The following is a 24,226-nucleotide window of genomic DNA, read 5'->3' on the forward strand; positions in this document are numbered from 1 at the left end:
GGCCAGCATGAACACCTACGAGCTTCTGAAACCCGTGCCCGGGTTGCGCGTCTTCATTTCCGGCGCGGCCTCGGGCATCGGCGCGGCGATCGCCGACGCCTTCCTGCAGGTGCAGGCCCGCGTGCACATTTGCGATGTCGATGCGGCGGCCGTCGAGCGCGCGCAGGCGCGCCACCCCGATCTGCACGCCACCGTGGCCGACGTGTCGGATCGCGCGCAAGTGGACCGCGTGATCGACGAGGCCGCGAACCGGCTCGGCGGCCTCGACCTGCTGATCAACAACGCGGGCATCGCCGGCCCTACCGGCGCGATCGACACGATGGCGCCCGACGACTGGGACCGCACCATCGCCACCAACCTGAACAGTCAGTACTACTTCCTGCGCCGTGCCGTGCCGGTGCTCAAGGCCAGCGGCGGGCAGGCGGGCATCATCGCGATGTCGTCGGTCGCCGGGCGGCTCGGCTATGCGTATCGCACGCCGTACGCGTCGACCAAATGGGCCATCGTCGGGCTCGTGAAATCGCTCGCGATCGAACTCGGGCCGAGCAATATCCGTGTGAACGCAATCCTGCCCGGCGTGGTGGAGGGCGAGCGCATGGACCGCGTGATCGCCGCGCGCGCGGCGGCGGCCGGCGTCGGCGTCGACGCGATGAAGGACGAGTACCTGCGCAAGATCTCGCTTCGCCGGATGGTCAGCGTCGACGACATCGCCGCGATGGCGCTGTACCTCGCCTCGCCCGCGGGCCGCAACATCTCGGGGCAGGCGATCAGCGTCGACGGCAACGTCGAATACCTGTAAGCCCCGCTGCGGCCCGGCTCGCGCCGGGCGCGGGCGTCAGCGGTGCCCCAGCTCCCGCAAATACGCGCTCAACATGTCGGCCATCGCATCGGCGTACGTGCGAATCTCGGCCGCCGTGCGCGGCTTCTCCGAAAACTGCTTGCCGACCGTGGTCAGCGTCGCCACCACCAGCTCGCCCGCCAGCGCGAGCCGGTCGGGCGGCGCGTCGGGCAGCGTTTCGCGCATGAACGCCTCGACCACGCCCTCGCCGGAAGCCCGCACCTCGCGCGCTTCCGGCGCATCGCGGTAAAGCGGCTCGGCATCGTTGAGCGCGATGCGCATGTCGGCCTCTTCGCATTCCGAACGGAGGAACGCATGCACCAGCTTGCGCAGCCGCACGAGCGGCGCATCGCGCACGTCCTCCAGGATCGCGCGCAGCATGTCGGCCGTGCGGCGCCATTCGTCGGACTGCAGACGAAACAGGATGGCCGCCTTGTTCGGAAAATATTGATAGACCGAACCGACGCTCACGCCGGCCTTCTCCGCCACGCGCGCGGTGGTGAAGCGCGATGCGCCTTCCTTGGCCAAAACCTGAATAGCCGCCTCCAGGATGGCCGCGACCAGCTCGGTCGAACGGGCCTGCTGCGGCGCCTTGCGCGCGGAAATACGGGGGGAACGGGAGGTTGTCATGGCGTGCCTGAGGCGTCGAGACAATGCGAATAGGAAATGCGACGAAGCCGTCGTATTCTGAATGCGACAAATTCATCGCATTTTACCGACGCGCCATCCGGCGCTCAATCGTTCCCGGAGCCTTCATGACGACCCTGACCCAAGCCCCGCTCGCCCCGCTGCTCGACCGCATGTTCGAGCAGGCTGCGGCGGCCACCAGCCCGGCGCTGGCGCAAACGCCGAAAGCCGAACGCGATCGCCTGTTGCGCAGCAAGACCGAATATCGTGACCTTTACACGCGGCTGAAGGACCTGTGGCTGCCCGTCTCGCGCGAAACCGGCACGCTGCTCTACATGCTGGCGCGCAGTTGCCGCGCGACGGACATCGTCGAATTCGGCACCTCGTTCGGCATTTCGACGCTGCACCTGGCCGCCGCGCTGCGCGACAACGGCGGCGGCCGCCTGATCACCAGCGAGTTCGAGCCGGCGAAAGTGCTGAAGGCGCGCGAGCATCTGCGCGCGGGCGGCCTGGACGATCTCGTGGAAGTGCGCGAGGGCGATGCGCTGGAAACGCTCGCCACCGGCCTGCCCGAGCGCATCGACCTGCTGCTGCTCGACGGCGCGAAGGCGCTCTACAACGACGTGCTCGATCGCGTGGAAAACCGCCTGCGGCCCGGCGCGCTGATCGTCGCCGACAACGCCGATTTCAGCCCCGACTATCTGGCGCGCGTGCGTGCGCCGTCGAGCGGGTATTTGTCGACGCCGGTCGGTGAGGATGTCGAACTGTCGATTCGACTCGGTTAATCCTCGCCCGCCCGCTCGCTGCGCGATCCCCGCCCGGGGGTCGCGGATCCGCCGCCCTCCTTCAACCGGTTCAGCCGCGCATGTTCGCTTCGCCGGCTTCCGTCATCCGTCAGCCGCTCCCCTATCCGAAACCCGCCGCCGCCGATGCATCGCGATGGCCGTGCTTGCCGGCATCCGCGCCGACGGCGACGTATCGATGCGCGTGCAACGAATCGAATTCGGGATGACGCTGCGGATAACCAGGCGCGGCGGCGCAAAGCATCGTCCGCCCACGCCACGCCACGCTCGCTTACTGCATCACGCTTACGCGCACACGGCGCAGATACATCGCAATCAGCAAGCCGACCAGGGCCGCCACCCCGCCCGTGAAGAACACCCCGCCATAACCGCCGTGGTCCGCCAGCAAGCCGGCCAGCGGCCCGGTCAGGCCGTAGGCGAGATCCTGGAACGCCGCGTAGGCGCCCATCGCCGTGCCGCGCAGGTTCGGCGCCACGAGATGCACGACCTCGCGCCCCATCGACGGAAACACCATCGAGCAGCCCAGCCCGGTCAGGAACGCGCCGGCCAGCGCGAGCGCCGGTTCGTGCGCGCCCCAGATCAGGAACTGGCCGAGCGTCTCGACCGCCAGCGAGCCGATCGCCACCGGCAGGCCGCCGACGCGGTCGGGCAGATGCCCGAACAGCACGCGCACCAGCACGAAGCCGACGCCGAACGCGCTCAGGCCCAATCCTGCGTACTGCCAACCGTTGTGCAGGAAGTCGAGCGCGAAGAACGCGCCGATCGCCGCGAAGCCGATGCCTTGCAGGCACACCACCAGGCCGTGCAGCCAGATCCAACCGACCACGCTGAAGAAGCCGGGGCGCTTGCCGTGCGGATGCGGCGCAATGCCCGGCAGCGCGGCGATCACGGCCAGCCCGAGGCACGGCAGCAGCGCGCTGACGGCCATCGTGCCGGCAAAGCCGATCCGGCCGAACAGCAGCAGGCCGAGCGGGCCGCCCACCGCGAACGCCCCGTAGATGGCCGCGCCGACCAGCGCCAGCACCTGCCCCGAGCGCGCCGGGCCGACCAGGCCGACGCCCCACGTGATGATGCCCACGCCGCCCAGGCTCTCGCCCAGGCCGAGCAGCAGCCGGCCCGCGACCAGCACGCCGAACGCAGCCGGCGGCGCGTCGATCAGGCCCGCGATCAACGTGACGGCCGCGCCCGCCGCATACAACAGCAGGCCGCGCACCACGGCGGTTTTCGCGCCGCGCCGGTCGGTCAGGTTGCCCGCGTAGCCGCGCGTCAGGATGGTGGCCAGAAACGCCACGCCCACGCCGAGGCCGGCCCAGACGTTGTCGAGGCCGAGGCGATGCGTGACGAACACCGGAATCACCGGCAGCGGCATCGCCACGCACAAATAGGAAACGAACAGAACTGCCGCGATCAGGTACAGCCGCCGTCGCGAGGTATCGGGTTGGGTCGAAGTGGACATGCGTTCAGCCGGTAACGTGAAGGTTGGAAAATGTGACGAATTCGTCGCAATAAAGAATACGATCGATTCATCGCGTTTCCTATTCGCGTTGGGAGGGGTGGTTACCGGGAGTGAACGAGAGGGCCGGTGAGCCTTGCCGCGTAGGGGTGCGGCGCAGGCTGCGGGGGGTGTTTGGTTGCGCCCGCAACGGCATGCCGGCCGGGGGCATTCGCATTGGCGACGGCAGCGGCAGTCACAGAACAAAGCGCGCCGTCATCCGGCGCGCTTTGTCTTCAGGCATCCACCGCCGCCCCTTCGGCCTGCCTCACCTCACGCCGCGCCGCGCTGCGGCGCGTGTGCCAGCGCGCATAGGCGGCAGTCGCCAGCGGCGCCAGCAGCGACGTGACGATGGTCGAGGCCGCGATCTGCGGCGTGGCCACCGCCACCAGCGCGCCGAGCCGCGGGTCCACCGCCGCGATGGCGGTGGGCGTGGCCACCGCGTTGCCGGCGGTGGTCGCGGCCGCCATGCCGCCCACCCCGGTGCCGCCGGCCAGCCGCGAGGCCAGCACGTTGAACACCGCGCCGGCGGCCAGCGTGATCAGCCCGAGCACGATGCCCGACAGGCCCGCGCCGAGAATGGCATGCAGGTTGATCTGCGCGCCGAGGCCGAACGCGAAGAACGGAATCAGCAGGTCGCCGCCCGACTTGAGGAAGCGGCGCATGTCCGGGTCGAGGTTGCCGAGCACCATGCCGATCACGATCGGCAGCACGGTCGCCACCAGGTCGATCACGGGGATCTTCGCGAGCCCCGACAAGCCGAGCGCCACCATCGTCACGAACGGCCCTTCGAGGATCGACAGCACGGCCAGCGCGCCGCGATCCATGTCGTCGCCGAACTGGCGCGTCAGCGCTGCGTACAGGCCCATGTTGGCGTTGGTCACGGCGGCGATCACCGCCATGCCCGACAGCCCGAACAAGCCTTGCGGCCCGCACAGCTTGCTGACCGCCAGGCCGATCAACACGCCGCTGGCGAGCTTCGCCAGCGTAATGATGGCGCCGTTGCGCAAGGCGCGCGGCGCGGTGCGGAGTTGAATCTCCGCGCCCATGCACACGAAGAACACGGCGAGGATCGGCAAGGCGCCGTGCGCAAGCTGGGTGGAAAAGCTGCCGATCGACAGCACATGCGGGGCGAACGTGTTGAGCACGCTGCCCCACAGCAGCGGAATCACCATCATGCCGCCGGGAAAGCGCTCGAGGGCCTGTTTGATCTTCATGCGGAGTCTCCGTCCGGATCGGGCGCGCAGCGTGGCGCCTCGCCGGAATCTGATTGGTATTGCCGATCGATTCAGCCGTGCAACGACAACGGCTGTCGTGCGTATCCTGAGTGCCAGACGACGGCGGCCCCGCACGATGCCGCGTGCGCGCCGCCGCCCTGCCGCGCTTACATCTGCGCGCCGATCATCCAGGGCACGAATTCCTCGTTGCCCACGCCGAGCGCCTCGCTCTTGCTCTTGCCGCCCGAGGCCACCTCCACGATCATCCGGAAGATTTCCTCGCCCTTCTGCTCGACCGTCGCCGCGCCGTCCATGATCTCGCCGCAGTTGATGTCCATGTCGTCCACCATGCGCCGGTACATCGCGGAGTTGGTCGCGACCTTGATCGACGGCGCGGGCTTCGCGCCGAAGCACGAGCCGCGCCCCGTCGTGAACACCACGAGGTTCGCGCCGCTGGCGATCTGGCCGGTCGCGCCCATCGGGTCGTAGCCCGGCGCATCCATGAACACCAGGCCGTGCGTGTCCACCGGCTCGGCGTAGCGGTACACGCCCATCAGCGGCGACGAACCGCTCTTGGCCACCGCGCCCAGCGATTTCTCGAGGATGGTGGTCAGGCCGCCGGCCTTGTTGCCGGGCGTCGGGTTGTTGTCGATGCTGCCCTTCTCGCGCTCGGCATACGATTCCCACCAGTGAATGCGCTCGACGATCTTCTCGCCCACCTCGCGGCTCACGGCGCGGCGCGTCAGCAAATGCTCGGCGCCGTAGATCTCGGGCGTTTCGGTCAGGATCGCGGTGCCGCCGTGGCGCACCAGCAGATCCACCGCCGCGCCGAGCGCCGGGTTCGCGGTGATGCCGGAGTAACCGTCGGAGCCGCCGCATTGCAGCGCCACGCTGATGTGCGACACCGGCAGCGGCTCGCGCTGCGCCTGGTTCGCCACCGGCAGCATGCGCTCGACGGCGGCGATCGCGGCGTTCACCGTTTTCTGCGTGCCGCCCTCCTCCTGCATCACCAGCGGCACCAGCAACGGCCCCGGCTCGACGCCCTCGGCCACGAACATCGCGCCCATCTGGTTGGCTTCGCAGCCCAGACCGATGATCACCACGCCGGCAAAGTTCGGATGCCTGACATATCCGCCGATCGTGCGGCGCAGTTGCTGGATGCCTTCGCCGTTGTGATCGATGCAGCAGCCGAAGCTGTGCGTGATCGGCACGATGCCGTCCACGTTCGGGTAGGCGTCGAGCGCGCCAGGCGCGCTGAAGTGCTGGGTCACGAGCTTGGTGACGGTGGCCGAGCAATTGACGGTGCTGATCACGCCGATGTAGTTGCGCGTGGCCACCCGGCCGTCGGCGCGCCGAAAGCCTTGAAAGCTCAGCGGCGCGGCGGCCGGCGAGACGGGGCGCATGTCCTCGCCGAACGCGTAATCGCGGTTGAATTCGCCGATCGACAGGTTGTGCACGTGCACGTGCTCGCCGGCGCGAATCGGCTGCGTGGCGAAGCCGATGATCTGCCCGTAGCGGCGCACCGGCGCGCCTTGCTCGACATCGCGGCAGGCGATCTTGTGGGCGGGGGGAATCTCGGCGCTTGCGACAAGATCGTCGAATTCGGCGAGAATCGTTCCCGCGGCAAGCGCGCCGCGGGCGATCAGCACGTCGTCGTTGTCGTGCAGTTTGATGGCGAGCGTGGAGCTCATGTCATGCCTCCTGATTGTGGGGTCGGGCTGCCGGGCCGCGCCTGTCATGTCGAACGCCGCATGCGCTGGGCCGGGGTGCACGCATCATGCGGCGGGCCGCGCGGCCCGCGCAAATTGGTCAGGCCACTTTTTTCGGCAGGCCGGCACATACGCAGAAACACACGCAGAACCAAGGTGGAGTCGCATGAAAAGCACGGGTGCGCTGAATCAGACCGTCCGGCAGATCGAGACAGGCATTGCGGAAGGACGCTGGCTGGCGGGCGGACGCCTGCCGGCCGAGCGCGCGCTGGCCGAGGCGTTCGGCGTGTCGCGCGCGACGGTGCGCGAGGCGATCGCGCGCCTGGTCAGCAAGGGGCTGCTGGAAACGCGGCACGGCAGCGGCGTGTATCTGCTCGGCAACAAGCCGGTGGGGATCGCCGCGCCGTGGATGCAACTGATCGCGGAAACGCCGCCGCTGCGCTCGGAAACGCTCGAATTCCGGCTGGTGTTCGAATGCGCGGCCGCGCGCTTCGCGGCGCAGCGCGCATCGGCGCGGCAGATGGAACAGTTCGAGGCGATTCTCGAACGGATGCACGGCGCCGTGCATGACGCCGACGTGGACGAGGAAGCGCGCACCGACGGCGAATTCCACGCCACGCTGACAGCCGCCTCGCACAACCGGCTGCTCGACCAGTTCTATGCGGGCGTCATCACGATGCTGCGCGAACACATCGCAAGCAATACTTACGATGCCACCGTCAACAACGCGAACGCGGCCGTGCAGGCGCGCGACCGCCTGTTGCAGCACGAAACCATCTATCGCGCGATTCGCGACCGCAACCCCGACGCGGCGCAGGACGCGATGTTCGTGCACATCGATTACGTGGGGCGGCAGTTCAACGTCGAACCGGCCGGCTGAACGCCACGCGAGCAAGGTTCGGGCGAAGCGCGAGGCGCCCCGCCCCGGTCGTCACACCAGCCCGGTGGTATAGAACACCGCGATCGCCAGGAACGACGCCGCCACCTTGATACCCGTCATGAAGAAGATGTCGCGATACGACTCGCGATGCGTGAGCCCCGTGACGGCCAGCAGCGTGATCACCGCGCCGTTGTGCGGGAGCGTATCCATGCCGCCGGCCGCCATCGAGGCCACCCGATGCAGCACCTCCAGCGGAATGCCGGCCGCGTTGGCCGCATCGATGAAGCGGTCGGACATCGCCGCCAGCGCGATGCTCATGCCGCCCGACGACGAACCGGTGATGCCCGACAGCAAGTTGATCGTCACGGCCTCGTTGATCAGCGGGTTCGAGATCGATTGCAGCGCGTGGGCCACCGTCAGGAAGCCCGGCAACGCCGCGATCACCGCGCCGAAGCCGTATTCGGAGGCGGTGTTCATGGTCGCCAGCATCGCGCCCGCCACGGCCGCCTTCGAGCCGTCGGCGAACTTCTCCCGGATCGACGCGAAACCGAACGCCAGCACCACCACGATGCCGCTGCACAGCGCGCCGAGCACGGCCCAGATCGCGACGATCTTGGCGGTCTCGACCTGAATCGGCGCGCTCATGCCCGGCAGGCTCACGTTGAAGGTGGGCGCGTACCAATGCGGGATCAGGCGCGTCAGCAGCAGGTTCACCACGCCCACCACCACCAGCGGCGCGAGCGCCACGAGCGGATGGGGCAGCCGCATGTCGGCCGGCGTTTCCGGTTCGTTGCGCAGGTTCGCGCCGTAGCCCTCGCCGCGCCGCGCGGCGCGACGGCCCTGGTATTCGAGGTAGGCCACGCCCGCCACGAAGATGAACAGCGAGCCGATCAGGCCGAGCCACGGCGCGGCCCACGAGGTGGTCTTGAAGAACGTGGTGGGAATGATGTTCTGGATCTGCGGCGTGCCCGGCATCGCGTCCATCGTGAACGTGAACGCGCCGAGCGCGATGGTGGCCGGCATCAGCCGCTTCGGGATGTTGCTCTGGCGGAACATCTCGGCCGCGAACGGATAGACGGCGAACACCACCACGAACAGCGACACGCCGCCGTAGGTCAGCAGCGCGCACACGATCACGATCACCGGAATCGCGCGCTCGCGGCCGAGCACGCCGATCACCGCCGAGACGATCGAGCGCGACGCGCCCGACAACTCGACCAGCTTGCCGAACAGCGCGCCGAGCAGGAACACCGGGAAATACAGCTTGATGAAGCCGACCATCTTGTCCATGAACAGGCCGGTGAAGATCGGCGCCGTCATCGACGGGTCGGTGAGCAGCACGGCGCCGAGCGCCGCGATGGGGGCGAACAGGATCACGCTGTAGCCGCGATAGGCGGCCAGCATCAGGAAGCACAGCGCGGCGAGAGCGATGACGACACTCATGAAGGTCCCTTCTGTTTTTCGTTGTGCGCCGGGTGGGGAAACCGGCGGCATGTAGCGGCGCAGCGCGCTGCCGCACGATGCGGCGCGCGCTGCGCGATCTCCTCCTGCGGGCGGGGGCCTTACTCGGCCGCGCCGCCGTACGGCACGTCCTTGCGGCCGTAGCGGCGCACGCGCACGTTGGCCTGCTCGCCGTGGCCGGCGAAGCCTTCGAGCGCGCACAGGCGCGACGTGTATTCGCCGATCATCGCCGACGCCTCGTCGGTCAGCACCTTCTGGTACGTGCAGGTCTTGAGGAACTTGCCGACCCACAGGCCGCCCGTGTAGCGCGCCGCCTTCTTGGTCGGCAGCGTGTGGTTGGTGCCGATCGCCTTGTCGCCATAGGCCACGTTGGTGCGCGGGCCGAGGAACAGCGCGCCGTAATTGGTCATGTTGGCCAGGAAGTAATCCGGATCCCGGGTCATGACCTGCACGTGCTCGAACGCGATCTGGTTGGCGATCCGAACCATTTCCTCGTCGCTCTCGGCCACGATCACCTCGCCGAACTTCTGCCACGACTGGCGTGCGATGTTGGCGGTGGGGAGAATTTCGAGCAGGCGCTCGACCTCGCGCATGGTGTCGCGCGCAAGTGCTTCGGAGGTGGTCAGCAGGATCGCCGGCGAATCGGGGCCGTGCTCGGCCTGGCCGAGCAGGTCGGTCGCGCAGATCTCGCCGTCCACGCTGTCGTCGGCGATCACCAGCGTTTCGGTGGGGCCGGCGAACAGGTCGATGCCGACCCGGCCGAACAACTGGCGCTTGGCTTCCGCCACGAACGCGTTGCCCGGGCCGACCAGGATATCGACCGGCGCGATGCGCTCGGTGCCGATCGCCATCGCGCCCACCGCCTGAATCCCGCCGAGGCAGTAGATCTCGCTCGCACCGGCCATGTGCTGGGCCGCCACGATCGCCGGCGCGGGCTTGCCGTTGAACGGCGGCGCGCAGGTGATGATGCGCTTGACGCCCGCCACGCGCGCGGTGATCACCGACATGTGCGCCGACGCCAGCAGCGGATACTTGCCGCCCGGCACGTAGCAGCCGGCCGCGTTGACGGGGATGTTGCGGTGGCCGAGCACCACGCCCGGCAGCGTTTCCACCTCGATGTCGCGCATCGATTCGCGCTGATGGCGGGCGAAGTTCTCGACCTGCGTTTGCGCGAATTCGATGTCCGAAATATCGCGCTTCGACAGTTGCGACAGGCAATCGTCGATCTCGCGCTGCGTCAGCCGGTAATCCTCGCGATCGAGCTTGTCGAAGCGCACCGACAGGTCGCGCACGGCCGCGTCGCCGCGCGCCTCGATGTCGGCGAGCGTCGCCTCGACGGTTTCACGTACTTCCTTCGCGGCGGACTTGATCACTTCCGCTTCCGCGCCTTGCTTGAGCCAGACAGCCATGGGGCACCTTTAGAGTCAGTTCGAGGGGAATTTGCATACGTATGCAAATCAGGATGCATACGTATGCAATTGCCGCCAATGTACGAGAATCGGCTCACGCAGGCGAGCTATCGTTAACCCGGAATCGTGGGAAAAACCGGCACGCGAGCCGCGCCCGCGGGGGCGCTCAGGCGAATCAGCCGGCCCAGACGCGCCGCCCGTCGCGCGCCTCCAGCCCCGAGGCCGGCAACCGCGCGGAATCGCGCACGATCAGTTCGCCGGCCACCACTTCCTGCACCGTGGGGGCCTGCGCGTCGGCCAGTTGCTGGAGCACGAGGCGCGCGGCGCGCTCGACCATTTCGTCGAGCGGCTGGCTGTAGGTGGTCAGGCCGAACAGCGGCCAGCGGCCCATGTCGATATCGTCGAAGCCGACGATCGACACGTCCTCGCCCACCGTCAGCCCGAACTCGGCGCGCGCGACGCTGATCGCGACCAGCGCCATGTGGTCGTTCGCGCAGAAGATCGCGTCGGGCGGCCGCTTCGCGCCGAGCAGCGCGCGCGCGGCGCGCTCCGCGCCGTCGGCCGAGTAATCGCCGGCCTCCTGCTGGATGCGCTTCACGCCGTGGCGCGCGAGGCCGGCCTTGAAGCCCTCCTCGCGGTCGCGGTTGGTGGACGATTGCGCGAGGCCGGCCAGATAGGCGAAGCGCGCATGGCCGCCCGCCACCAGGAATTCGGCGAGGCGTTCGGCACCGTCGCGGTTCTGGCCCGTCACGCTCGATGCGGCCGTGCTGTCGGTCTTGCGGTTGAACATCACCACCGGCAAGCCGATCTGCAGGCATTCGTCGGCAAAGCGCGACGAGAAGCTGGTCGAGATCAGCACCAGCGCGTCCACGCGATAGCGCAGCACGTCTTCGAGGATAGGATCGGCGCCGGCCCGGGCGTCGGTGGGGAACAGCAGCGCGCGATAGCCGGCCCGGGCGAACACGGCGGACAGGCGTTCGAGCGCGCGCTGGTAGAACGGATTGCCGTTGGCAGGCACCACCACGCCGATCACGTTCGAGCGGCGCGTGATCAGCGAGCGCGCCACCAGGTTCGGGCGATAGCCGAGCTGCCCGGCGGCCGCGATCACGCGCTCGCGCGTGGCCGGCGCGACGCTCGCGCCCGGCGTGAACACCCGCGACACCGCCGATTGCGAGACGCCGGCCAGCCGCGCCACCTCGTGCGCGGTCGCCGGACGACGGGGCGAAGTTCCCTCGGCCATACCTGTTGTCACCTTCCGTTTGGCATCCCGCATGACGAATCGCGGACGCCGCGGGGCGCATCCGGTGCCGGCGACAATAATCGACGGCCAGTGAGGCTGTCAAATCGGTGCGGCCCGCCAGTGCGCCCGTACCGCCTCGCCGGCCGCGCGAACGCCGTGTTGCGCCGGTCGCGGGTCGCTCGATTATCCGGCACGGCCGATCCCGCCGTGACAATCACGAATCAAACGTCCACACATTTGGCACAATTTTTCCGCGCGTTGACGTCACCATGAGCTGGTGCGAAATGGACAGCAAGCGAGGATGGAATGAGCCATCAAGTCTCCGTGATGTGCTCGGCGCGGAAAATCAACGGGTCGGGCGGACGGCGCAGGGTATTGGTCGTCGACGATTACCTGGACGGCGCGGAAGCGATGGCGCTGTATCTCTCCGTGCTCGGCTTCGACACGCGCTTCGTGACCGATGCGCACGAGGTGTATCGGGCCGCCGAAATCCACATGCCGCACATCGTGCTGCTCGATATCCGCATGCCGGGCATGGACGGCTTCGACGTGGCGCGCAACCTGCGCACCTCGCCGCACGCCGGGCCGACCATTATCGTTGCCTATACATCGATGGCGTGGTCCGAAATCGAGGCGCAGGCGCTCAGTGCGGGCTTCGACGGGTACTTTCGCAAGGCAGCCGACATTTCGGTGCTGCTGGCGTTGCTGGCCGGGTATGAAGAAACCGTCCAGGTCGAGGCCGCGCGGCCCGACACCCGAGCGGCGGAGATCAGCGCGTTCGGCCGAAACCTTCAGGCGTAACGGCCGGCCCGGCCCGGCGCGGGATCACGTGATCCACGCCGGCGCATGCGGCAACGCCGCGTTCTGCTCGATATCGTGATTGATCCACAACGTCGCGTGCTCCTCGCGCAGCAACGTGTCGACCTTCTCGATCGAAGCGACCGTGGCGAGCTTGTCGGCATTGAACGACGGCACGCACCGGCAGCGGTAATTGGTGCGGTTGTGCGCGATATCGCCGCTCAACAGCACCGGCCCCGAATCGGGCAGGCGCACCAGTAGCGAACAATGGCCGGGCGTGTGGCCCGGTGTGGACACCATGCGCACCGCCCCGTCGCCGAAGATGTCGTGATCGCCTTCGACGAGCGTGAGCGGGTTGTCGCGCAGCGACGCGTACAACTCCGGCAGGAAACCGAAGCTGCCCGGATCGCTGCCGAACATCGCGTCGTACTCGGCCTTCTGCGCGACCCACCGCGCGCGTCGAAACAGCCCGCAATTGCCGACGTGATCGTAGTGCGCATGCGAGATCGCGAGCCAGCCGATCTCGTCGGGCATCACGCCAAGCTCCGCCAGTTGCGACACCAGCGTGCGGCGCAGCGAGCCGCGAATGCCGTGCGCGATGATGCGCCCGTCCGGCTCGCCGATCAGGTCGTCCTGCGTGCCGGTGTCCCACAACAGCCATTCGCCGCGATGGCGGATCAGGTAGGCGTTGCAACTGAGCGCCATCGGCACGCCGACGTTGACGCCGGGCGAATAGATCGAGGCATCGTCGACGCGGGCCAGCCCGCCGTCGAGGATGCAGAGCTTGTCCACGCTTGCTGGAAGGTTCATCGAGGATTCCTCAGGATTGCGGGGGTTGCAGGAGTGACAGCGGTTCAGGCCAGCGTCACGCGCAATTCGCCGAGCCCTTCGACCGACGACACCACCACATCGCCCGGCTTCAGCCATTCGCGCGCGTCGAGCGGCGTCTTCTCGCCCCAGATCACGCCTTCGGGCGTGCCGGTAAACAGAATGTCGCCGGGCTTGATCGTCATGAAGCTCGACACGTAGGCAATGATCTGCCGGCAGTTGAAGATCATGTCGCGCGTGGTGCCGTCCTGCTTCTGCCGGCCGTTGACCCAGGTCTGCACGCGCAGCGCATTCGGATCGGGCACGCGCTCGCGCGTCGCGAGCCACGGGCCGACCGGCGCGAAACCGTCCGAGGTCTTGCCCGCCATGAATTGCGTCGTGAGGTTCTGCAGATGACGCGCGCTGATGTCGTTGCCGGTGGCATAGCCGGCCACCACGTCGAGCGCCTCGGCTTCGGGCACGTCGCGGCATTCGCGCCCGAACACGATCACCAGCTCGGTTTCATAGTCGAACTGACGATCGGCCCGGGTCGGCAGGCGCACGCTGCCCTCGTGATGATTGAGCGCGTTGTTGAACTTGCCGAACACGGGCGGCGCCTTCGGCACCGGCGTATTGGTTTCGGCCGCATGCTGCCGGTAGTTGAAGCCCACGCAGATGATCTTCTCCGGGCGCGTGACCAGCGGCGCGAACGCCAGCGCGGCCGGCTCGACGATGCGGCGCGCATCACTGCGCTGCGCCACGGCGTCGAGCACCGCGCGCACCTCGCCGGCCCGCCCTTCCTGCAACAGCGCATCCATGTCCTGCGGCATCGGCAGCCCGAGCGCGGCGGCGCTCGCCACCAGGTCGAGCACGCCGTGCTCGGTTTCCGCGCCCAGCGTGGGCCGTCCGCCCACCCGCAGGTTGGCGAGCCGAAGCCCCAATCGACCGACGTCCTGATCCCGTTGATCCGTTGTCTGCATGTTTTCTCCTGGCGGTGAGTGCGCGAAGCCGGTGTCGCTCCGCATCAATTTGAAGAATATATCTTCTATGGGAGAATTTATCAAGAAATTGGCTCCTTTGGTAGAATTCGCGCCAACGCCAACCACCGGCCCGCTGCACGTGGCCGGTTATCCACACAGGGAACGATTGATGCCGAAGCCGGACCTCGACAGCGCCGAACCGGGAGACGAGCTGGCGCTCGTCTTCGGCGCGGCCGTGCGCAAGCTGCGCGATGCGGCCGACATGACGCTGGAGCAGTTGTCGCGGCAATCGGGCGTGAGCCGCGCGATGCTGTCGAAGGTCGAGCGCGGCGAGAAAAGCCCGACGATCGGCATCGCCACGCGCATCGCGCACGCGCTCAATACCTCGTTGTCCGAACTGGTGGGCGGCAGCGACGCGCGCGGCAAGGTGGTGATCTCGCGCAGGGCCGCGCGCCCGGTGTTTCGCGATCCGGCCAGCGGCTTCGAGCGGCATATCGTGTCGCCGGCGCCGGGCGGCACGCGGGTCGAGCTGCTGTATCACCACCTGCCGGCGGGCGTCTCGACCGGCGTGCTGCCGGCCTATCCGCTCGGCACCGAAAAGCACGTGACGGTGATCGAGGGCACGCTGGTGGTGGAGATCGACGGCATCGACCACACGCTCGACCGTGGCGACGCGATGTTCTTCCAGGCCAACGTCGATCACACGTTCAGGAATGCGACGGATGCGCCTTGCGGGTATTTTCTGGTGGTTTCGCGTCAGGCCTGAACGGCCGGGGGTTCACGGGTAGCGCTTCCCTCTCGGCGCCTCAGCCTGTCAGCGCCAGCCTCGCACGCGGCGCGAACGACGCGGCAGCTTCGCGGCCGCCCGCCGGTTCCGTCCGGAAGCCGTTCACGATCTCGCGCAGCCGCTTGGTCTGATCTTCGAGCGACAGCGCAGCAGCCGCCGCCTGCTCGACGAGCGCCGCGTTCTGTTGCGTGACGCCGTCCATCTGCGAAATCGCCTGGTTCACCTGCTCGATGCCACGGCTCTGTTCGTGCGAAGCCTCGGCGATCTCGCCGACGATATCGTCCACGCGCACGATCGACTGGCGGATGTCCTCCATCGTTTCGCCGTTGCGCACCACCAGTTCGTTGCCCGCCTGCACGCGCTCGACCGATACGCCGATCAGTTCCTTGATCTCCTTCGCGGCCGTGCTGGAGCGCTGCGCCAGCGAACGCACCTCCGAGGCCACCACCGCGAAGCCGCGCCCGTTCTCGCCGGCGCGCGCCGCTTCCACCGCGGCGTTCAAGGCCAGGATGTTGGTCTGGAACGCGATGCCCTCGATCACGCCGGTAATGTCCGCGATCCGCACGGCGCTCTCGCTGATGCCGTTCATGGTCCGCATCACCTCGTCCACCAGGCGGCCGCCGGCCAGCGTCACGTCGCGCGCCGTGGACGCCAGTTGCCGCGCCTGCTGCGCGTTGTCGGTGTTGTGCCGGACGGTGGAGGTCAGCTCCTCCATGCTCGCGGCGGTTTCCTCCAGCGAGGCCGCCTGCTCCTCGGTGCGTGCCGACAAGTCCTGATTGCCGGCCGCCACTTCGCTGGTGGCCAGCGCAATCGCCTCGCTGCTTTGCAGCAGGTCGCGCATGGTCTGGCGCAGGCGCGCCTGCATGTCGGCGATGCCGGTCAGCAGACGCCCCATTTCGTCGTGCGACGTCGCCGCGATCGGCCGCGTCAGGTCGCCTTGCGCGATGTGGTCGAAATGGGCGAGCGCTTCGCCGAGCGGCCGCGCGATCGCGCGGCGCAGGCTCAGAAAGCTGCCGACGGCGCACAGCAGGCCGAGCGCCAGCGCGGCGAACGTCACGGCGCGCAGCACGCCATAACGGCGTTGTCCGGTTTCGAATTCGTCGCGCGCCTCGCTCACCTGCCACTCGCGCAGCTTCACGCTGCTGTCGTGATAGCGGGCGTACAGCGTGTTGTTGTCGAGCGCGGCGCGCATGATGCGCGGGCCATCCTTCGACAGCAGCGCCTGCGCGAATGCGTCGAGGCCGGTATCCATGGCCGCGCGCTGCGCCAGCAGTTCGCGCGCCAGTTCGGCCTCGTGCGCCGATTGCGGCAGCAACATGTAAGCGTCGAGCGCCTTGCGCGCCATCGCGCGAAACGCCTTCTCGTGCGCGACGGTGTCGCCGATGTTCTGGTCCGACGAGGTATCGATCGCGCCGCGCAGCAACGCCGTGCGTTCGCGTTGCAGGCTCAGTTCCGCCTCGCCGATGAAGTTCGCGCTCGGCAGCTTGTTCGTATAGGTATCGAGATCGCCGTCGTTGCTGTAGGTCATGCCGGCAATGCCGAACAGGCCGACCGCGAGCAGCAAGGCGGACAGCAGGCCCATCGTCAATGCGAGGCGTGCTTGGATGGAAAGACGCATCACGGTATTCCTTGAAGGCGAATGTCTCGAATCTGGTCACCGGCAGGTCGGGCCGGGTGCGCGAGCACCGCTGTTCGGGCACGCGCGCTTGGGAATGAAGCCGGGCGTCAATGTAAGCGCTTTGTAGAGGAATGCCTAATATGTACTGCCGTGCATGCCATAAGTTTTCGTTAAGCTCAGGGTTTCCACATAGGAGGCCTGAATACCCGGCAAGCACGCCTCGAACGCCATATGCAAAAACCCGTAGCTTAACCAGAATTTATGGCTGGCGACGCAGTTCATATTGAGGTGTGCAAGCGGCGCTCGCTTACATTGACGCTCATTCGATGCGGTGTTCGCAAACATCGAACCATCCCGAAGAGGAGCGGAGACAATGGCAGGACGACGTAGGTTTCTGAAGGAAGCGCTGGCCACCGGCACGGCCGCCGTGTTGGCGAAACCGGGGGCCGGCATCGCGCAGGACAGCACCGCCGCCCGGCCCGGCCCGGCGATCGGCAAACCGTCCGCCGCGCTGGTCGCCGCCGAAACCGAAGCGCCCTCGCTCGACGAAGCGCCCGCCACCGACGCGGCGCATGTCGGCAACCCCGGCTCCGATTTCATGGTGGATCTTCTCAGGATCGCCGGCATCGATTACGTGGCAGCGATGCCGGGCTCGACGTTTCGCGGCATCCACGAATCGATCGTCAATTACGCGGGCGACCGGCAGCCGCAATTGATCGTGTGCACGCACGAGGAAGCGTCGGCGGCCATCGCGCACGGCTACGCGAAAGTGGCCGGCAAGCCGATGGCGTGCCTCGTGCACAGCACGGTGGGTTTGCAGCATGCGTCGATGGCGATCTACAACGCATGGTGCGACCGCGTGCCGGTGATGGTGCTGGCCGGCAACATCGCTGACGCGGCCAAGCGGCGGCCCGGCGTGGAGTGGTATCACACGGCGCAGGACCTCGGCGCGCTGGTGCGCGACTACACGAAATACGACGATTACCCGGTGTCGCTCCAGCATTACGCCGAATCGTTCATGCGCGCGCAGGCGATGTCGGTCACGCCGCCGATGGCACCGGTGCTGATCGTGGCGGACGCCGAGCTGCAGGAGCAGGCGATCAGTCATCCTCATGATCTGCGCGTGCCGCCGTTGCGCGTCGTGTCGCCGCCCGTGGCGAGCCCCGAGGCGCTGGCCACGGCCGCCGCGATGCTGTGCAACGCGGCCTCGCCGGTGATCGTCGCGGATCGCGCGGTGCGCGACCAGGCAGCCATGGAAACACTCGTGAAGCTGGCGGAAGCGCTGAACGCGCCGGTCGTCGATCTGCTCGCGCGCATGAATTTCCCGACCAACCACTATCTGAATCATTCGTCGCGGCAGGCGCGGCTGCTCGCGCAGGCCGACGTGATTCTCGCGCTCGAAGTGGGCGACGTGTGGTCGCTCACGGGCACGGTGCCCGACACCATCGAACGCCCGGCAAAGCCGCGCGCGAAACCGGGCGCGGCAGCGGCGAACGTGATCAGCGTGTCCACCGCCTACCTGTATGGCAAGTCGAACCTCGGCGACGCGGAGCGCTTCTCCGCGCCCACGCTGCCGATCGGCGCCGATGCGCAGGCCTCGCTGCCGGGCCTGCTGCAAGCGGTGCAGGCCGCGCTCACGCCGGCGCAGCGCCAGGCCGCCGCCGCGCGCCGGCCCGCCATGCAGCACGCGTTCGACACGATGCGCGCCAGCGCGCGCGACGCCGCGACGCGCGGCTGGGATGCCTCGCCGATCAGCACCGCGCGCCTGTCGGCCGAAGTCTGGCAGGCGATCCGTCACGAGGATTGGGCGCTCGTCTCGCCGACCGGCGCGATCAGCCAGTGGCCGCAGCGCCTGTGGGATTTCACCAGTACGTACCAGTTCATCGGCGCGGGCGGCGGCTACGGCGTGGGCTACGCCGCGCCGGCCGCCGTGGGCGCGGCCATCGCGCATCGCGACGCGGGGCGCATCGCCGTCAGCATCCAGACCGACGGCGACCTGATGGTGCTGCCCGGCGTGCTGTGGACGGCCGCGCATCACGGCGTGCCGCTGCTGTCGGTGATGCACAACAATCGCGCGTGGCATCAGGAGACCATGCATATCCAGCGCATGTCGAGCCGCCGCGACCGCCACCCCGAGCGCGGCACGATCGGCACCGTGTTGCAGGACCCGCCGATCGACTACGCGGCGATGGCGAGAAGCATGGGCGTCTGGGCCGAAGGCCCGATCGCAAACCCCGCCGATCTCGGCCCGGCGCTGGCGCGCGCGATGGCGGTCGTCAAGCTCGGCAAGCCCGCGTTGCTCGACGTGTTGACCCAACCCCGCTGACGAGGCCGCACGATGAACCGCTACACCCGCACCAATCTGCGTGCCGCGATGGCGATGGTCATTCCGTTCGCCGTTGCGCTCGCCTGCCTGATGCCCGGCGTATCGTCGGCGGCCGGCGATGCCGACGCCGACGTGCCGGCCGGCCGCGCGCTGTTCATGAAGAACGGTTGCTACGAATGCCACGGCATCGTCGGGCAAGGCAGCATCTCGACGGGGCCGGCGCTCGCGCCGCATCCGCTGCCGCTCGCGGCGATGCAGGCCTACGTGCATGCGCCGTCCGGGCAGATGCCGCCGTTCAGCGAGAAGATCCTCTCGAACGCCGACATCGCGCGCATTCACGCCTACCTCGCTTCGATTCCGGCGAGCCCGGCGGCGGCCGATATCGCGTTGCTGAACGATGGCGCGCCACCCACGCGTGCGGCTGCCAACCCGTCAGCCGGCAGCGCGGGCACCGGCCACGGCGCGTCGCTCTACGCCGCGAATTGCGCCGGCTGCCACGGCGCGCAAGGCCAGGGCGGCGTGGGGCCGAAGCTTGCCGGCATCGGCGCGCGGCTCTCGCTCGACGGCGTGGCCGCGCGCATTCGCGAGCCGTCCGGCATCATGCCGAAGCTGTATCCGAAGCCGCTCGATGCGAACGACGTGCGGGAGGTGGCGGGCTATGTGTTGTCGCTCGATTAGGGCAGCGCATGCACATCCAGCGCGCGGCGGTTGGAATCGTAGATGTTGTCGCCGGCCACGTGGTGTGGATTCCGAAGATTCTCCACCCACTCGCGCGTCGTCATGGTGGCCGCGTAAGCCGATTCCATGATGATGGTGACGATCCGATGCATCTCCTCGGCGCTCGCATGGCCCGCCTTGTTCCGGTACGGCAGCGAGCCGGCCGCGTCGGGCAGGAATTCCACGCGGTAGCCCTTGTGCATCGCCTCGCGCATGGTGGCGTCGTTGCAGTTGTGCGTCATGTAGCCGACCACGGTCAGCGTATCGATCGCGTAGTCGGCCAGCCAGTCTTCAAACCCGGCCGCCGAAAACACGCTCGGCAGGGTCTTGTCGACGACCCAATCGTGCGGGCGCTGCGCCACCGTGGCGTGCAGTTCAACGCCCGCGCTGCCCTCGGCGAAAATCGGCGCGCCGGCCGGCAGCACATGCCTGACAAGCACGACGGGCACGCCGTTCAGGTTGGCCGCGTCGATCGCGGCGGCGATGTTCGACAACGACGATTCGACCGGTGGATAGACGATCCGGAAGTTGCCGTCGACATATTCGTTCTGCACGTCGATGACGATCAACGCGCGGCGGGGTGCGGCTTCAGACATGATGCGACCTTCGAAGAAAGCCGTCGGCGAGCGACGGCGGTTGAATGACGAGCCGGTCCATGGCCGGCCGGCCTGCTACAACGCGACAACCTGCAACACCGCCTCGGCGAACGCCTGCGGCGCTTCCTGCGGCAAGTTGTGGCCGATGCCGCCCTTGACCTCGCGATGCCGGTACTTGCCGGTGAACTGCTTCGCATAGGCCGCCGGCGGCTGATGCGGCGCGCCGTTCGCGTCCCCCTCCAGCGTGATGGCCGGCACGGCGATCGCCGGCGCGCGGGCAAGCTGCTGCTCCAGCGCGTCGTACCGTGGCTCGCCCTGCGCCAATCCCAATCGCCAGCGATAGTTGTGGATCACGATGGCGACGTGATCGGGATTGTCGAAAGCCTGCGCCGTGCGCAGGAACGTGGCGTCGTCGAACCGGAATTGCGGCGAGGCACGCTGCCACACCAGCTTGTTGAAGCCGTTGCGATCGCCGGCATAGCCGGCCGCGCCGCGTTCCGTTGCGAAGTAGTACTGAAACCACGCCTGCAGTTCGAGCTGCGGCGGCAGCGGCTTGCGGTTCGCGGCCTGGCTGGAGATCAGGTAGCCGCTGGCCGACACCAGCGCGCGGCAACGCTCGGGCCACAGCGCGGCGACGATGTTGGCCGCGCGGCCGCCCCAGTCGAACCCGGCCAGCACCGCGCGCTCGATCTTCAGCGCGTCCATCAGCGCGATCAGGTCCGCCGCGAACACCGCCTGCTGGCCGTTGCGCGGCGCGTCGTCGGCCACGATGCGCGTCGAGCCGTAACCGCGCAGGTAAGGCACGATCACGCGGAAGCCGGCCGCGGCCAGGATCGGCGTCACCTCGGCGAAGCTGTGGATGTCGTGCGGCCAGCCGTGCAGCAGGATCGCGACCGGCCCGTCGGCCGGGCCGGCCTCGGCATAGCCGATGTTCAATCCACCGGCCTCGACCTGGCGAATCGGGCCGAACGAAGCGGCGGCCACCACCGCCCGGCCGGGCGGCCAGGCGTAGCGCGACGAGGCCTGCGCCGGGGCCGCGCCGGCCAGCCCCAGCAGCGGCAGCGCGGCCAGCGCCGAGCCGCCGCCCAACAACCGGCGACGCCGGTGATCGAGTGAAGAGGTCATGGCCACGCTCACAGCTTCGACAGATCCGGGTTCAAGCCTCGCGCCGGGCTCACGCTTTCGAGCAGCGCGGCCAGATGCAGGAGCGTCGATTCGGCCAGCCACGGCCCCACCAGTTGCACGCCGATCGGCAGGCCGTCGCTGCTGGTGCCGAAGCGCATCGACAGGCCCGGCAACCCCGTCACGTTGAACGGCGCGGTGGTGTGCATCACGTGCAGCGACGACACGCTCTGGCCGTTGATGACGAACTCCGCCGCATCGTGGCCATGCCCGGCCACCGGCGTCACCGGGCAGATCAATGCATCGTAGTACTGAAAATATTGGGCAAAACCATCGCGCAGCGCCTCGGCTTGCTGCTCGGCCGCCACGAAATCGGCGATCGACGTATCCGGCGTGTCGTACACGCCCTGCACGTGCTTGAAGATCTTGTCTTCGTGGCCGGCGGTTTCCTTGCGGAACGCGGGCTTGGTTTCCATCGCCTGCAGCTTCCAGAGCACGTCGAGCGCATCGACCTGCTCCAGCACCGGGATGCTGACCGGCTCGACGGTCGCGCCTGCTGCCTTCAGCGCCTCGGCCGCCGCCTGCACGGTCTTGCCGACTTCGTTGTCCACCGGGCCGAAATAGCCCTGATCCACCAGCCAGCCCACCCGGATCGGCCGTTCGAGGCCCGCGCCCACCCCGGCGTCGAGCGCCAGCGGGCTGGTCGAGAAGCCGTCCGCGCCGTCGGGGCCGGCAAGCAGCGAATAGGCCAGCGCGACGTCGCGCACGGTGCGCGCCATCGGGCCGACGTGCCAGAAGCGGCGCGGCACGCGCGGCCACAGGCCCGTCATCGGAATCCGGCCGTGGCTGGCCTTGAGGCCGACGATGCCGGTCAGCGCCGCCGGGCCGCGCACCGAAATCGCCACGTCGCTGCCGAGCCCGATCGGCGACATGCCCGCCGCGATCGCGGCCGATTCGCCGCCGCTGGAGCCGCCCGGCGTGCGATCGAGATTCCACGGGTTACGCGCGCGACCCGTCAGCAGATTGTCGGTTTCGATCCAGTACGAGAACTCGGGCAGATTCGTTTTCGCCAGCAGGATGCCGCCCGCCTGCTTCATGCGCGCCACGGTGGTGGCATCCGCGTCGGGCACCCGGCCCGCAAAGATCGGCGAGCCGCGCTGGGTCTTCACGCCGGCCGTGTCGATCGAATCCTTGGCCGTGAACGGCACGCCGTGCAGCGGCCCCAGCGCGTCGCCGCGCATCACGGCCGCCTCGGCTTGCTTCGCCGCGTCGAGCGCGTGGTCCGCCAGCGTGACGATCGCGTTGAGCTGCGGATTCACGGCCTCGATGCGATCCAGGTGCGCCTGCACCACCTCCACGGGCGATACCGCCTTGGTGCGGACCAGTTCCGCGAGCGTCGTTGCATCCTGATAGAACAGTTCGGACTTCATGGCTTGCCTTTCAAATGAGTCGATGGGGAACGGACAAAGTCGGGACAAGAAACTACCTAACGTTTGTTAGGTTGAATCCTAGAAGGTTATACTTCGGCTCGTCAACACTTTTTTCGGGGCAAGCGATGAAGGACCAGACGGGCCAGAACTCCAGCGACAGGATCCTGGCGGCGGCCACGCGGATCGCGCAGGCGCATGGCTACGGCGGATTGAACGTGCGCCTGCTGGCGGAGGATGTGGGGATCAAGGCGGCCAGCCTCTATCACCATTTCCCGAGCAAGGCCGACCTGGCGGCGGCGGTGGCGAAGCGCTACTGGGAAGGTGCGGCGTCGATCCTCGACGACCTGTCGGCCGAGATCAACGATCCCGCCGAATGCCTGCGCCGCTATCCGGCCGTGACGTTTCGCCCTTCGCTCGAGAACGGCAACCGGATGTGCATGGCGAGCTTCATGAGCGCCGAGCATGACGATCTGCCCGAGATCGTGCGGCACGAAGTGCAGGCCTTCGCCGACGTCAATATCGAATGGCTGCGCAAGACCTTGCAGGCCGCGAAACTCGCCGGGCCGAAGGAGGCCAAGGCGCGCGCGCGCGCGATCTTCGCCGCGGTTTCCGGTGCGCAATTGATGGCGCGCGGCCGTGCGGATATCGCGCTGTTCGATACGCTGATCGACAGTTATCGCGCGTGCGGGTTGTTGCCGAAGTGAGGCGGGTGCGGTGATGCCCGGCGAGACAATATCCAATAAGGCCGCCCCGTCACGGCCTCGAAGCAATCGGCCTCAAGCGCGAAGCCAAGCCGTTCGTAGAACGGAATGCTCAACGGATTGAACGTCTCCAGAAAGCAGGTTTCCCCGAGCCGATCCGCACGGGCCAGCGTCGGTTCGAGCATGGCCTGCGCGAGCCCGCGGCCCCGCGCGTCGGGCCGCACGCCGAGAATCGACAAATACCAGGCGTTCGCCAGATGTGCCGGCACGCGCGCCGTCATCGCCTCGCAAATCCGCGCGTAGTTGCCATGGCCGTCCGGCCCGAGCAGCGCGGCGAGCGCGCGGTTCCTCGCCGCGCCGTGCAGCGCGACATCGGCACCGCTTGCTTCGTTCGTCATCCAGATGGCCGCGCCATCGTCTCCCGACAGTTGAATCTCGCCGATCGCACGCCCTTCCTCGATCGCCAGCGCGAAATACCGGGCCAGCGCCTGCTGCCGGCGCGCGGCGTCGGCCTCGAACGCCACCGTCACCGCGCGATAAAACGGATCGTCGACAAAGGCTTGCGCAAGCGAGCCGCAAACCGCGGGGAAAGAAGGCATCGGATGGGATGAAGCGGGAGAATGCATGATCGTGGAATGGGCCGGTTCGTGGATGGCAACGGGGCATGC

Annotated in this window: 22 protein-coding genes; 8 read left to right on the forward strand and 14 right to left on the reverse strand. The window is 68.0% G+C overall.

Features of this window, described 5'->3' with window-relative positions; translation table 11 throughout:
• Positions 1–7: 7 nt before the first annotated feature.
• Entirely contained in the window at positions 8–799 is a 792-nt protein-coding gene (locus AB4850_RS10015; RefSeq protein WP_414439661.1) for an SDR family oxidoreductase, read from the forward strand.
• Between the two features lie 36 nt (positions 800–835).
• On the opposite strand, the gene AB4850_RS10020 is transcribed toward AB4850_RS10015, so the two are convergent.
• The gene (locus AB4850_RS10020) at positions 836–1,468 is read right to left on the reverse strand and encodes a TetR family transcriptional regulator (RefSeq protein WP_414439662.1); all 633 of its coding nucleotides are present in this window, start codon (positions 1,466–1,468) and stop codon (positions 836–838) included.
• Between the two features lie 125 nt (positions 1,469–1,593).
• Between AB4850_RS10020 and AB4850_RS10025 the strand changes: the two genes are divergently transcribed.
• Complete coding sequence (locus AB4850_RS10025) at positions 1,594–2,250, forward strand: O-methyltransferase (RefSeq protein ID WP_414439663.1); 657 nt, start codon at positions 1,594–1,596, stop codon at positions 2,248–2,250.
• Positions 2,251–2,539: 289 nt separating this feature from the next.
• On the opposite strand, the gene AB4850_RS10030 is transcribed toward AB4850_RS10025, so the two are convergent.
• From AB4850_RS10030 to AB4850_RS10040, 3 genes are all read right to left on the reverse strand, one after another.
• Positions 2,540–3,724 carry an arabinose transporter gene (locus tag AB4850_RS10030; RefSeq protein WP_414439664.1) on the reverse strand — a complete coding sequence of 395 codons (1,185 nt, stop codon included), beginning with the start codon at positions 3,722–3,724 and terminating at the stop codon, positions 2,540–2,542.
• Between the two features lie 272 nt (positions 3,725–3,996).
• Positions 3,997–4,977 carry a 2-keto-3-deoxygluconate permease gene (locus AB4850_RS10035; protein ID WP_414439665.1) on the reverse strand — a complete coding sequence of 327 codons (981 nt, stop codon included), beginning with the start codon at positions 4,975–4,977 and terminating at the stop codon, positions 3,997–3,999.
• A 167-nt stretch (positions 4,978–5,144) separates the two neighbouring features.
• Positions 5,145–6,668: a UxaA family hydrolase gene (locus AB4850_RS10040; RefSeq protein WP_414439666.1), complete on the reverse strand. Its 1,524-nt coding sequence runs from the start codon at positions 6,666–6,668 to the stop codon at positions 5,145–5,147.
• 184 nt (positions 6,669–6,852) lie between these two features.
• On the opposite strand from AB4850_RS10040, the gene AB4850_RS10045 reads away from it, so the two are divergent.
• Positions 6,853–7,566: a FadR/GntR family transcriptional regulator gene (locus AB4850_RS10045; protein WP_414439667.1), complete on the forward strand. Its 714-nt coding sequence runs from the start codon at positions 6,853–6,855 to the stop codon at positions 7,564–7,566.
• Between the two features lie 51 nt (positions 7,567–7,617).
• Here the strand turns inward: AB4850_RS10045 and AB4850_RS10050 are convergent, their stop codons facing one another.
• From AB4850_RS10050 to AB4850_RS10060, 3 genes are all read right to left on the reverse strand, one after another.
• Complete coding sequence (locus AB4850_RS10050) at positions 7,618–9,009, reverse strand: GntP family permease (RefSeq protein ID WP_414439668.1); 1,392 nt, start codon at positions 9,007–9,009, stop codon at positions 7,618–7,620.
• A gap of 119 nt (positions 9,010–9,128) precedes the next feature.
• Positions 9,129–10,436 carry a histidinol dehydrogenase gene (gene hisD, locus AB4850_RS10055; RefSeq protein WP_414439669.1) on the reverse strand — a complete coding sequence of 436 codons (1,308 nt, stop codon included), beginning with the start codon at positions 10,434–10,436 and terminating at the stop codon, positions 9,129–9,131.
• Between the two features lie 175 nt (positions 10,437–10,611).
• On the reverse strand, positions 10,612–11,676 hold the full coding sequence (locus AB4850_RS10060; protein WP_414439670.1) for a LacI family DNA-binding transcriptional regulator: 1,065 nt from the start codon (positions 11,674–11,676) through the stop codon (positions 10,612–10,614).
• A 306-nt stretch (positions 11,677–11,982) separates the two neighbouring features.
• Between AB4850_RS10060 and AB4850_RS10065 the strand changes: the two genes are divergently transcribed.
• Positions 11,983–12,477, forward strand: coding sequence for a response regulator (locus AB4850_RS10065; RefSeq protein WP_414439671.1), 495 nt, complete (start codon positions 11,983–11,985; stop codon positions 12,475–12,477).
• 24 nt (positions 12,478–12,501) lie between these two features.
• Here AB4850_RS10065 and AB4850_RS10070 read toward each other — a convergent pair whose 3' ends face one another.
• Positions 12,502–13,284 (reverse strand): N-acyl homoserine lactonase family protein, encoded by a 783-nt coding sequence (locus AB4850_RS10070; RefSeq protein WP_414439672.1) that lies wholly within the window; start codon positions 13,282–13,284, stop codon positions 12,502–12,504.
• A gap of 44 nt (positions 13,285–13,328) precedes the next feature.
• Positions 13,329–14,261, reverse strand: coding sequence for a fumarylacetoacetate hydrolase family protein (locus AB4850_RS10075; protein WP_414439673.1), 933 nt, complete (start codon positions 14,259–14,261; stop codon positions 13,329–13,331).
• A gap of 169 nt (positions 14,262–14,430) precedes the next feature.
• Between AB4850_RS10075 and AB4850_RS10080 the strand changes: the two genes are divergently transcribed.
• Entirely contained in the window at positions 14,431–15,027 is a 597-nt protein-coding gene (locus AB4850_RS10080; protein ID WP_414439674.1) for a helix-turn-helix domain-containing protein, read from the forward strand.
• Between the two features lie 40 nt (positions 15,028–15,067).
• Here the strand turns inward: AB4850_RS10080 and AB4850_RS10085 are convergent, their stop codons facing one another.
• The gene (locus AB4850_RS10085; protein ID WP_414439675.1) at positions 15,068–16,666 is read right to left on the reverse strand and encodes a methyl-accepting chemotaxis protein; all 1,599 of its coding nucleotides are present in this window, start codon (positions 16,664–16,666) and stop codon (positions 15,068–15,070) included.
• A gap of 373 nt (positions 16,667–17,039) precedes the next feature.
• On the opposite strand from AB4850_RS10085, the gene AB4850_RS10090 reads away from it, so the two are divergent.
• Both AB4850_RS10090 and AB4850_RS10095 read left to right on the forward strand, forming a co-directional pair.
• Positions 17,040–18,992 (forward strand): thiamine pyrophosphate-binding protein, encoded by a 1,953-nt coding sequence (locus AB4850_RS10090; RefSeq protein ID WP_414439676.1) that lies wholly within the window; start codon positions 17,040–17,042, stop codon positions 18,990–18,992.
• Positions 18,993–19,004: 12 nt separating this feature from the next.
• Positions 19,005–19,670 (forward strand): c-type cytochrome, encoded by a 666-nt coding sequence (locus AB4850_RS10095; RefSeq protein ID WP_414439677.1) that lies wholly within the window; start codon positions 19,005–19,007, stop codon positions 19,668–19,670.
• Here the strand turns inward: AB4850_RS10095 and AB4850_RS10100 are convergent.
• From AB4850_RS10100 to AB4850_RS10110, 3 genes are all read right to left on the reverse strand, one after another.
• Complete coding sequence (locus tag AB4850_RS10100) at positions 19,667–20,305, reverse strand: isochorismatase family protein (RefSeq protein ID WP_414439678.1); 639 nt, start codon at positions 20,303–20,305, stop codon at positions 19,667–19,669. The genes AB4850_RS10095 and AB4850_RS10100 overlap by 4 nt on opposite strands.
• Positions 20,306–20,380: 75 nt before the next feature.
• Entirely contained in the window at positions 20,381–21,430 is a 1,050-nt protein-coding gene (locus AB4850_RS10105; protein WP_414439679.1) for an alpha/beta fold hydrolase, read from the reverse strand.
• An 8-nt stretch (positions 21,431–21,438) separates the two neighbouring features.
• A complete protein-coding gene (locus tag AB4850_RS10110; protein ID WP_414439680.1) occupies positions 21,439–22,857 on the reverse strand; it encodes an amidase in 1,419 nt (472 codons plus the stop codon).
• Positions 22,858–22,982: 125 nt separating this feature from the next.
• On the opposite strand from AB4850_RS10110, the gene AB4850_RS10115 reads away from it, so the two are divergent.
• Entirely contained in the window at positions 22,983–23,561 is a 579-nt protein-coding gene (locus AB4850_RS10115) for a TetR/AcrR family transcriptional regulator (RefSeq protein WP_414439681.1), read from the forward strand.
• Here the strand turns inward: AB4850_RS10115 and AB4850_RS10120 are convergent.
• Positions 23,531–24,157, reverse strand: coding sequence for a GNAT family N-acetyltransferase (locus AB4850_RS10120; RefSeq protein ID WP_414439682.1), 627 nt, complete (start codon positions 24,155–24,157; stop codon positions 23,531–23,533). The two genes, AB4850_RS10115 and AB4850_RS10120, sit on opposite strands and share 31 nt — an antisense overlap.
• Positions 24,158–24,226: the final 69 nt, after the last annotated feature.

This window comes from Burkholderia sp. 22PA0106 (assembly GCF_047497155.1).
Lineage (GTDB): Bacteria > Pseudomonadota > Gammaproteobacteria > Burkholderiales > Burkholderiaceae > Burkholderia.

Excerpts from the sequence above, each read along its gene's own strand:
- AB4850_RS10015 (WP_414439661.1), top strand. The coding sequence starts at position 8 with ATGAACACCTACGAGCTTCTGAAACCCGTGCCCGGGTTGCGCGTCTTC.
- AB4850_RS10020 (WP_414439662.1), bottom strand. The coding sequence starts at position 1,468 with ATGACAACCTCCCGTTCCCCCCGTATTTCCGCGCGCAAGGCGCCGCAG.
- AB4850_RS10025 (WP_414439663.1), top strand. The coding sequence starts at position 1,594 with ATGACGACCCTGACCCAAGCCCCGCTCGCCCCGCTGCTCGACCGCATG.
- AB4850_RS10030 (WP_414439664.1), bottom strand. The coding sequence starts at position 3,724 with ATGTCCACTTCGACCCAACCCGATACCTCGCGACGGCGGCTGTACCTG.
- AB4850_RS10035 (WP_414439665.1), bottom strand. The coding sequence starts at position 4,977 with ATGAAGATCAAACAGGCCCTCGAGCGCTTTCCCGGCGGCATGATGGTG.
- AB4850_RS10040 (WP_414439666.1), bottom strand. The coding sequence starts at position 6,668 with ATGAGCTCCACGCTCGCCATCAAACTGCACGACAACGACGACGTGCTG.
- AB4850_RS10045 (WP_414439667.1), top strand. The coding sequence starts at position 6,853 with ATGAAAAGCACGGGTGCGCTGAATCAGACCGTCCGGCAGATCGAGACA.
- AB4850_RS10050 (WP_414439668.1), bottom strand. The coding sequence starts at position 9,009 with ATGAGTGTCGTCATCGCTCTCGCCGCGCTGTGCTTCCTGATGCTGGCC.
- hisD (WP_414439669.1), bottom strand. The coding sequence starts at position 10,436 with ATGGCTGTCTGGCTCAAGCAAGGCGCGGAAGCGGAAGTGATCAAGTCC.
- AB4850_RS10060 (WP_414439670.1), bottom strand. The coding sequence starts at position 11,676 with ATGGCCGAGGGAACTTCGCCCCGTCGTCCGGCGACCGCGCACGAGGTG.
- AB4850_RS10065 (WP_414439671.1), top strand. The coding sequence starts at position 11,983 with ATGAGCCATCAAGTCTCCGTGATGTGCTCGGCGCGGAAAATCAACGGG.
- AB4850_RS10070 (WP_414439672.1), bottom strand. The coding sequence starts at position 13,284 with ATGAACCTTCCAGCAAGCGTGGACAAGCTCTGCATCCTCGACGGCGGG.
- AB4850_RS10075 (WP_414439673.1), bottom strand. The coding sequence starts at position 14,261 with ATGCAGACAACGGATCAACGGGATCAGGACGTCGGTCGATTGGGGCTT.
- AB4850_RS10080 (WP_414439674.1), top strand. The coding sequence starts at position 14,431 with ATGCCGAAGCCGGACCTCGACAGCGCCGAACCGGGAGACGAGCTGGCG.
- AB4850_RS10085 (WP_414439675.1), bottom strand. The coding sequence starts at position 16,666 with ATGCGTCTTTCCATCCAAGCACGCCTCGCATTGACGATGGGCCTGCTG.
- AB4850_RS10090 (WP_414439676.1), top strand. The coding sequence starts at position 17,040 with ATGGCAGGACGACGTAGGTTTCTGAAGGAAGCGCTGGCCACCGGCACG.
- AB4850_RS10095 (WP_414439677.1), top strand. The coding sequence starts at position 19,005 with ATGAACCGCTACACCCGCACCAATCTGCGTGCCGCGATGGCGATGGTC.
- AB4850_RS10100 (WP_414439678.1), bottom strand. The coding sequence starts at position 20,305 with ATGTCTGAAGCCGCACCCCGCCGCGCGTTGATCGTCATCGACGTGCAG.
- AB4850_RS10105 (WP_414439679.1), bottom strand. The coding sequence starts at position 21,430 with ATGACCTCTTCACTCGATCACCGGCGTCGCCGGTTGTTGGGCGGCGGC.
- AB4850_RS10110 (WP_414439680.1), bottom strand. The coding sequence starts at position 22,857 with ATGAAGTCCGAACTGTTCTATCAGGATGCAACGACGCTCGCGGAACTG.
- AB4850_RS10115 (WP_414439681.1), top strand. The coding sequence starts at position 22,983 with ATGAAGGACCAGACGGGCCAGAACTCCAGCGACAGGATCCTGGCGGCG.
- AB4850_RS10120 (WP_414439682.1), bottom strand. The coding sequence starts at position 24,157 with ATGCCTTCTTTCCCCGCGGTTTGCGGCTCGCTTGCGCAAGCCTTTGTC.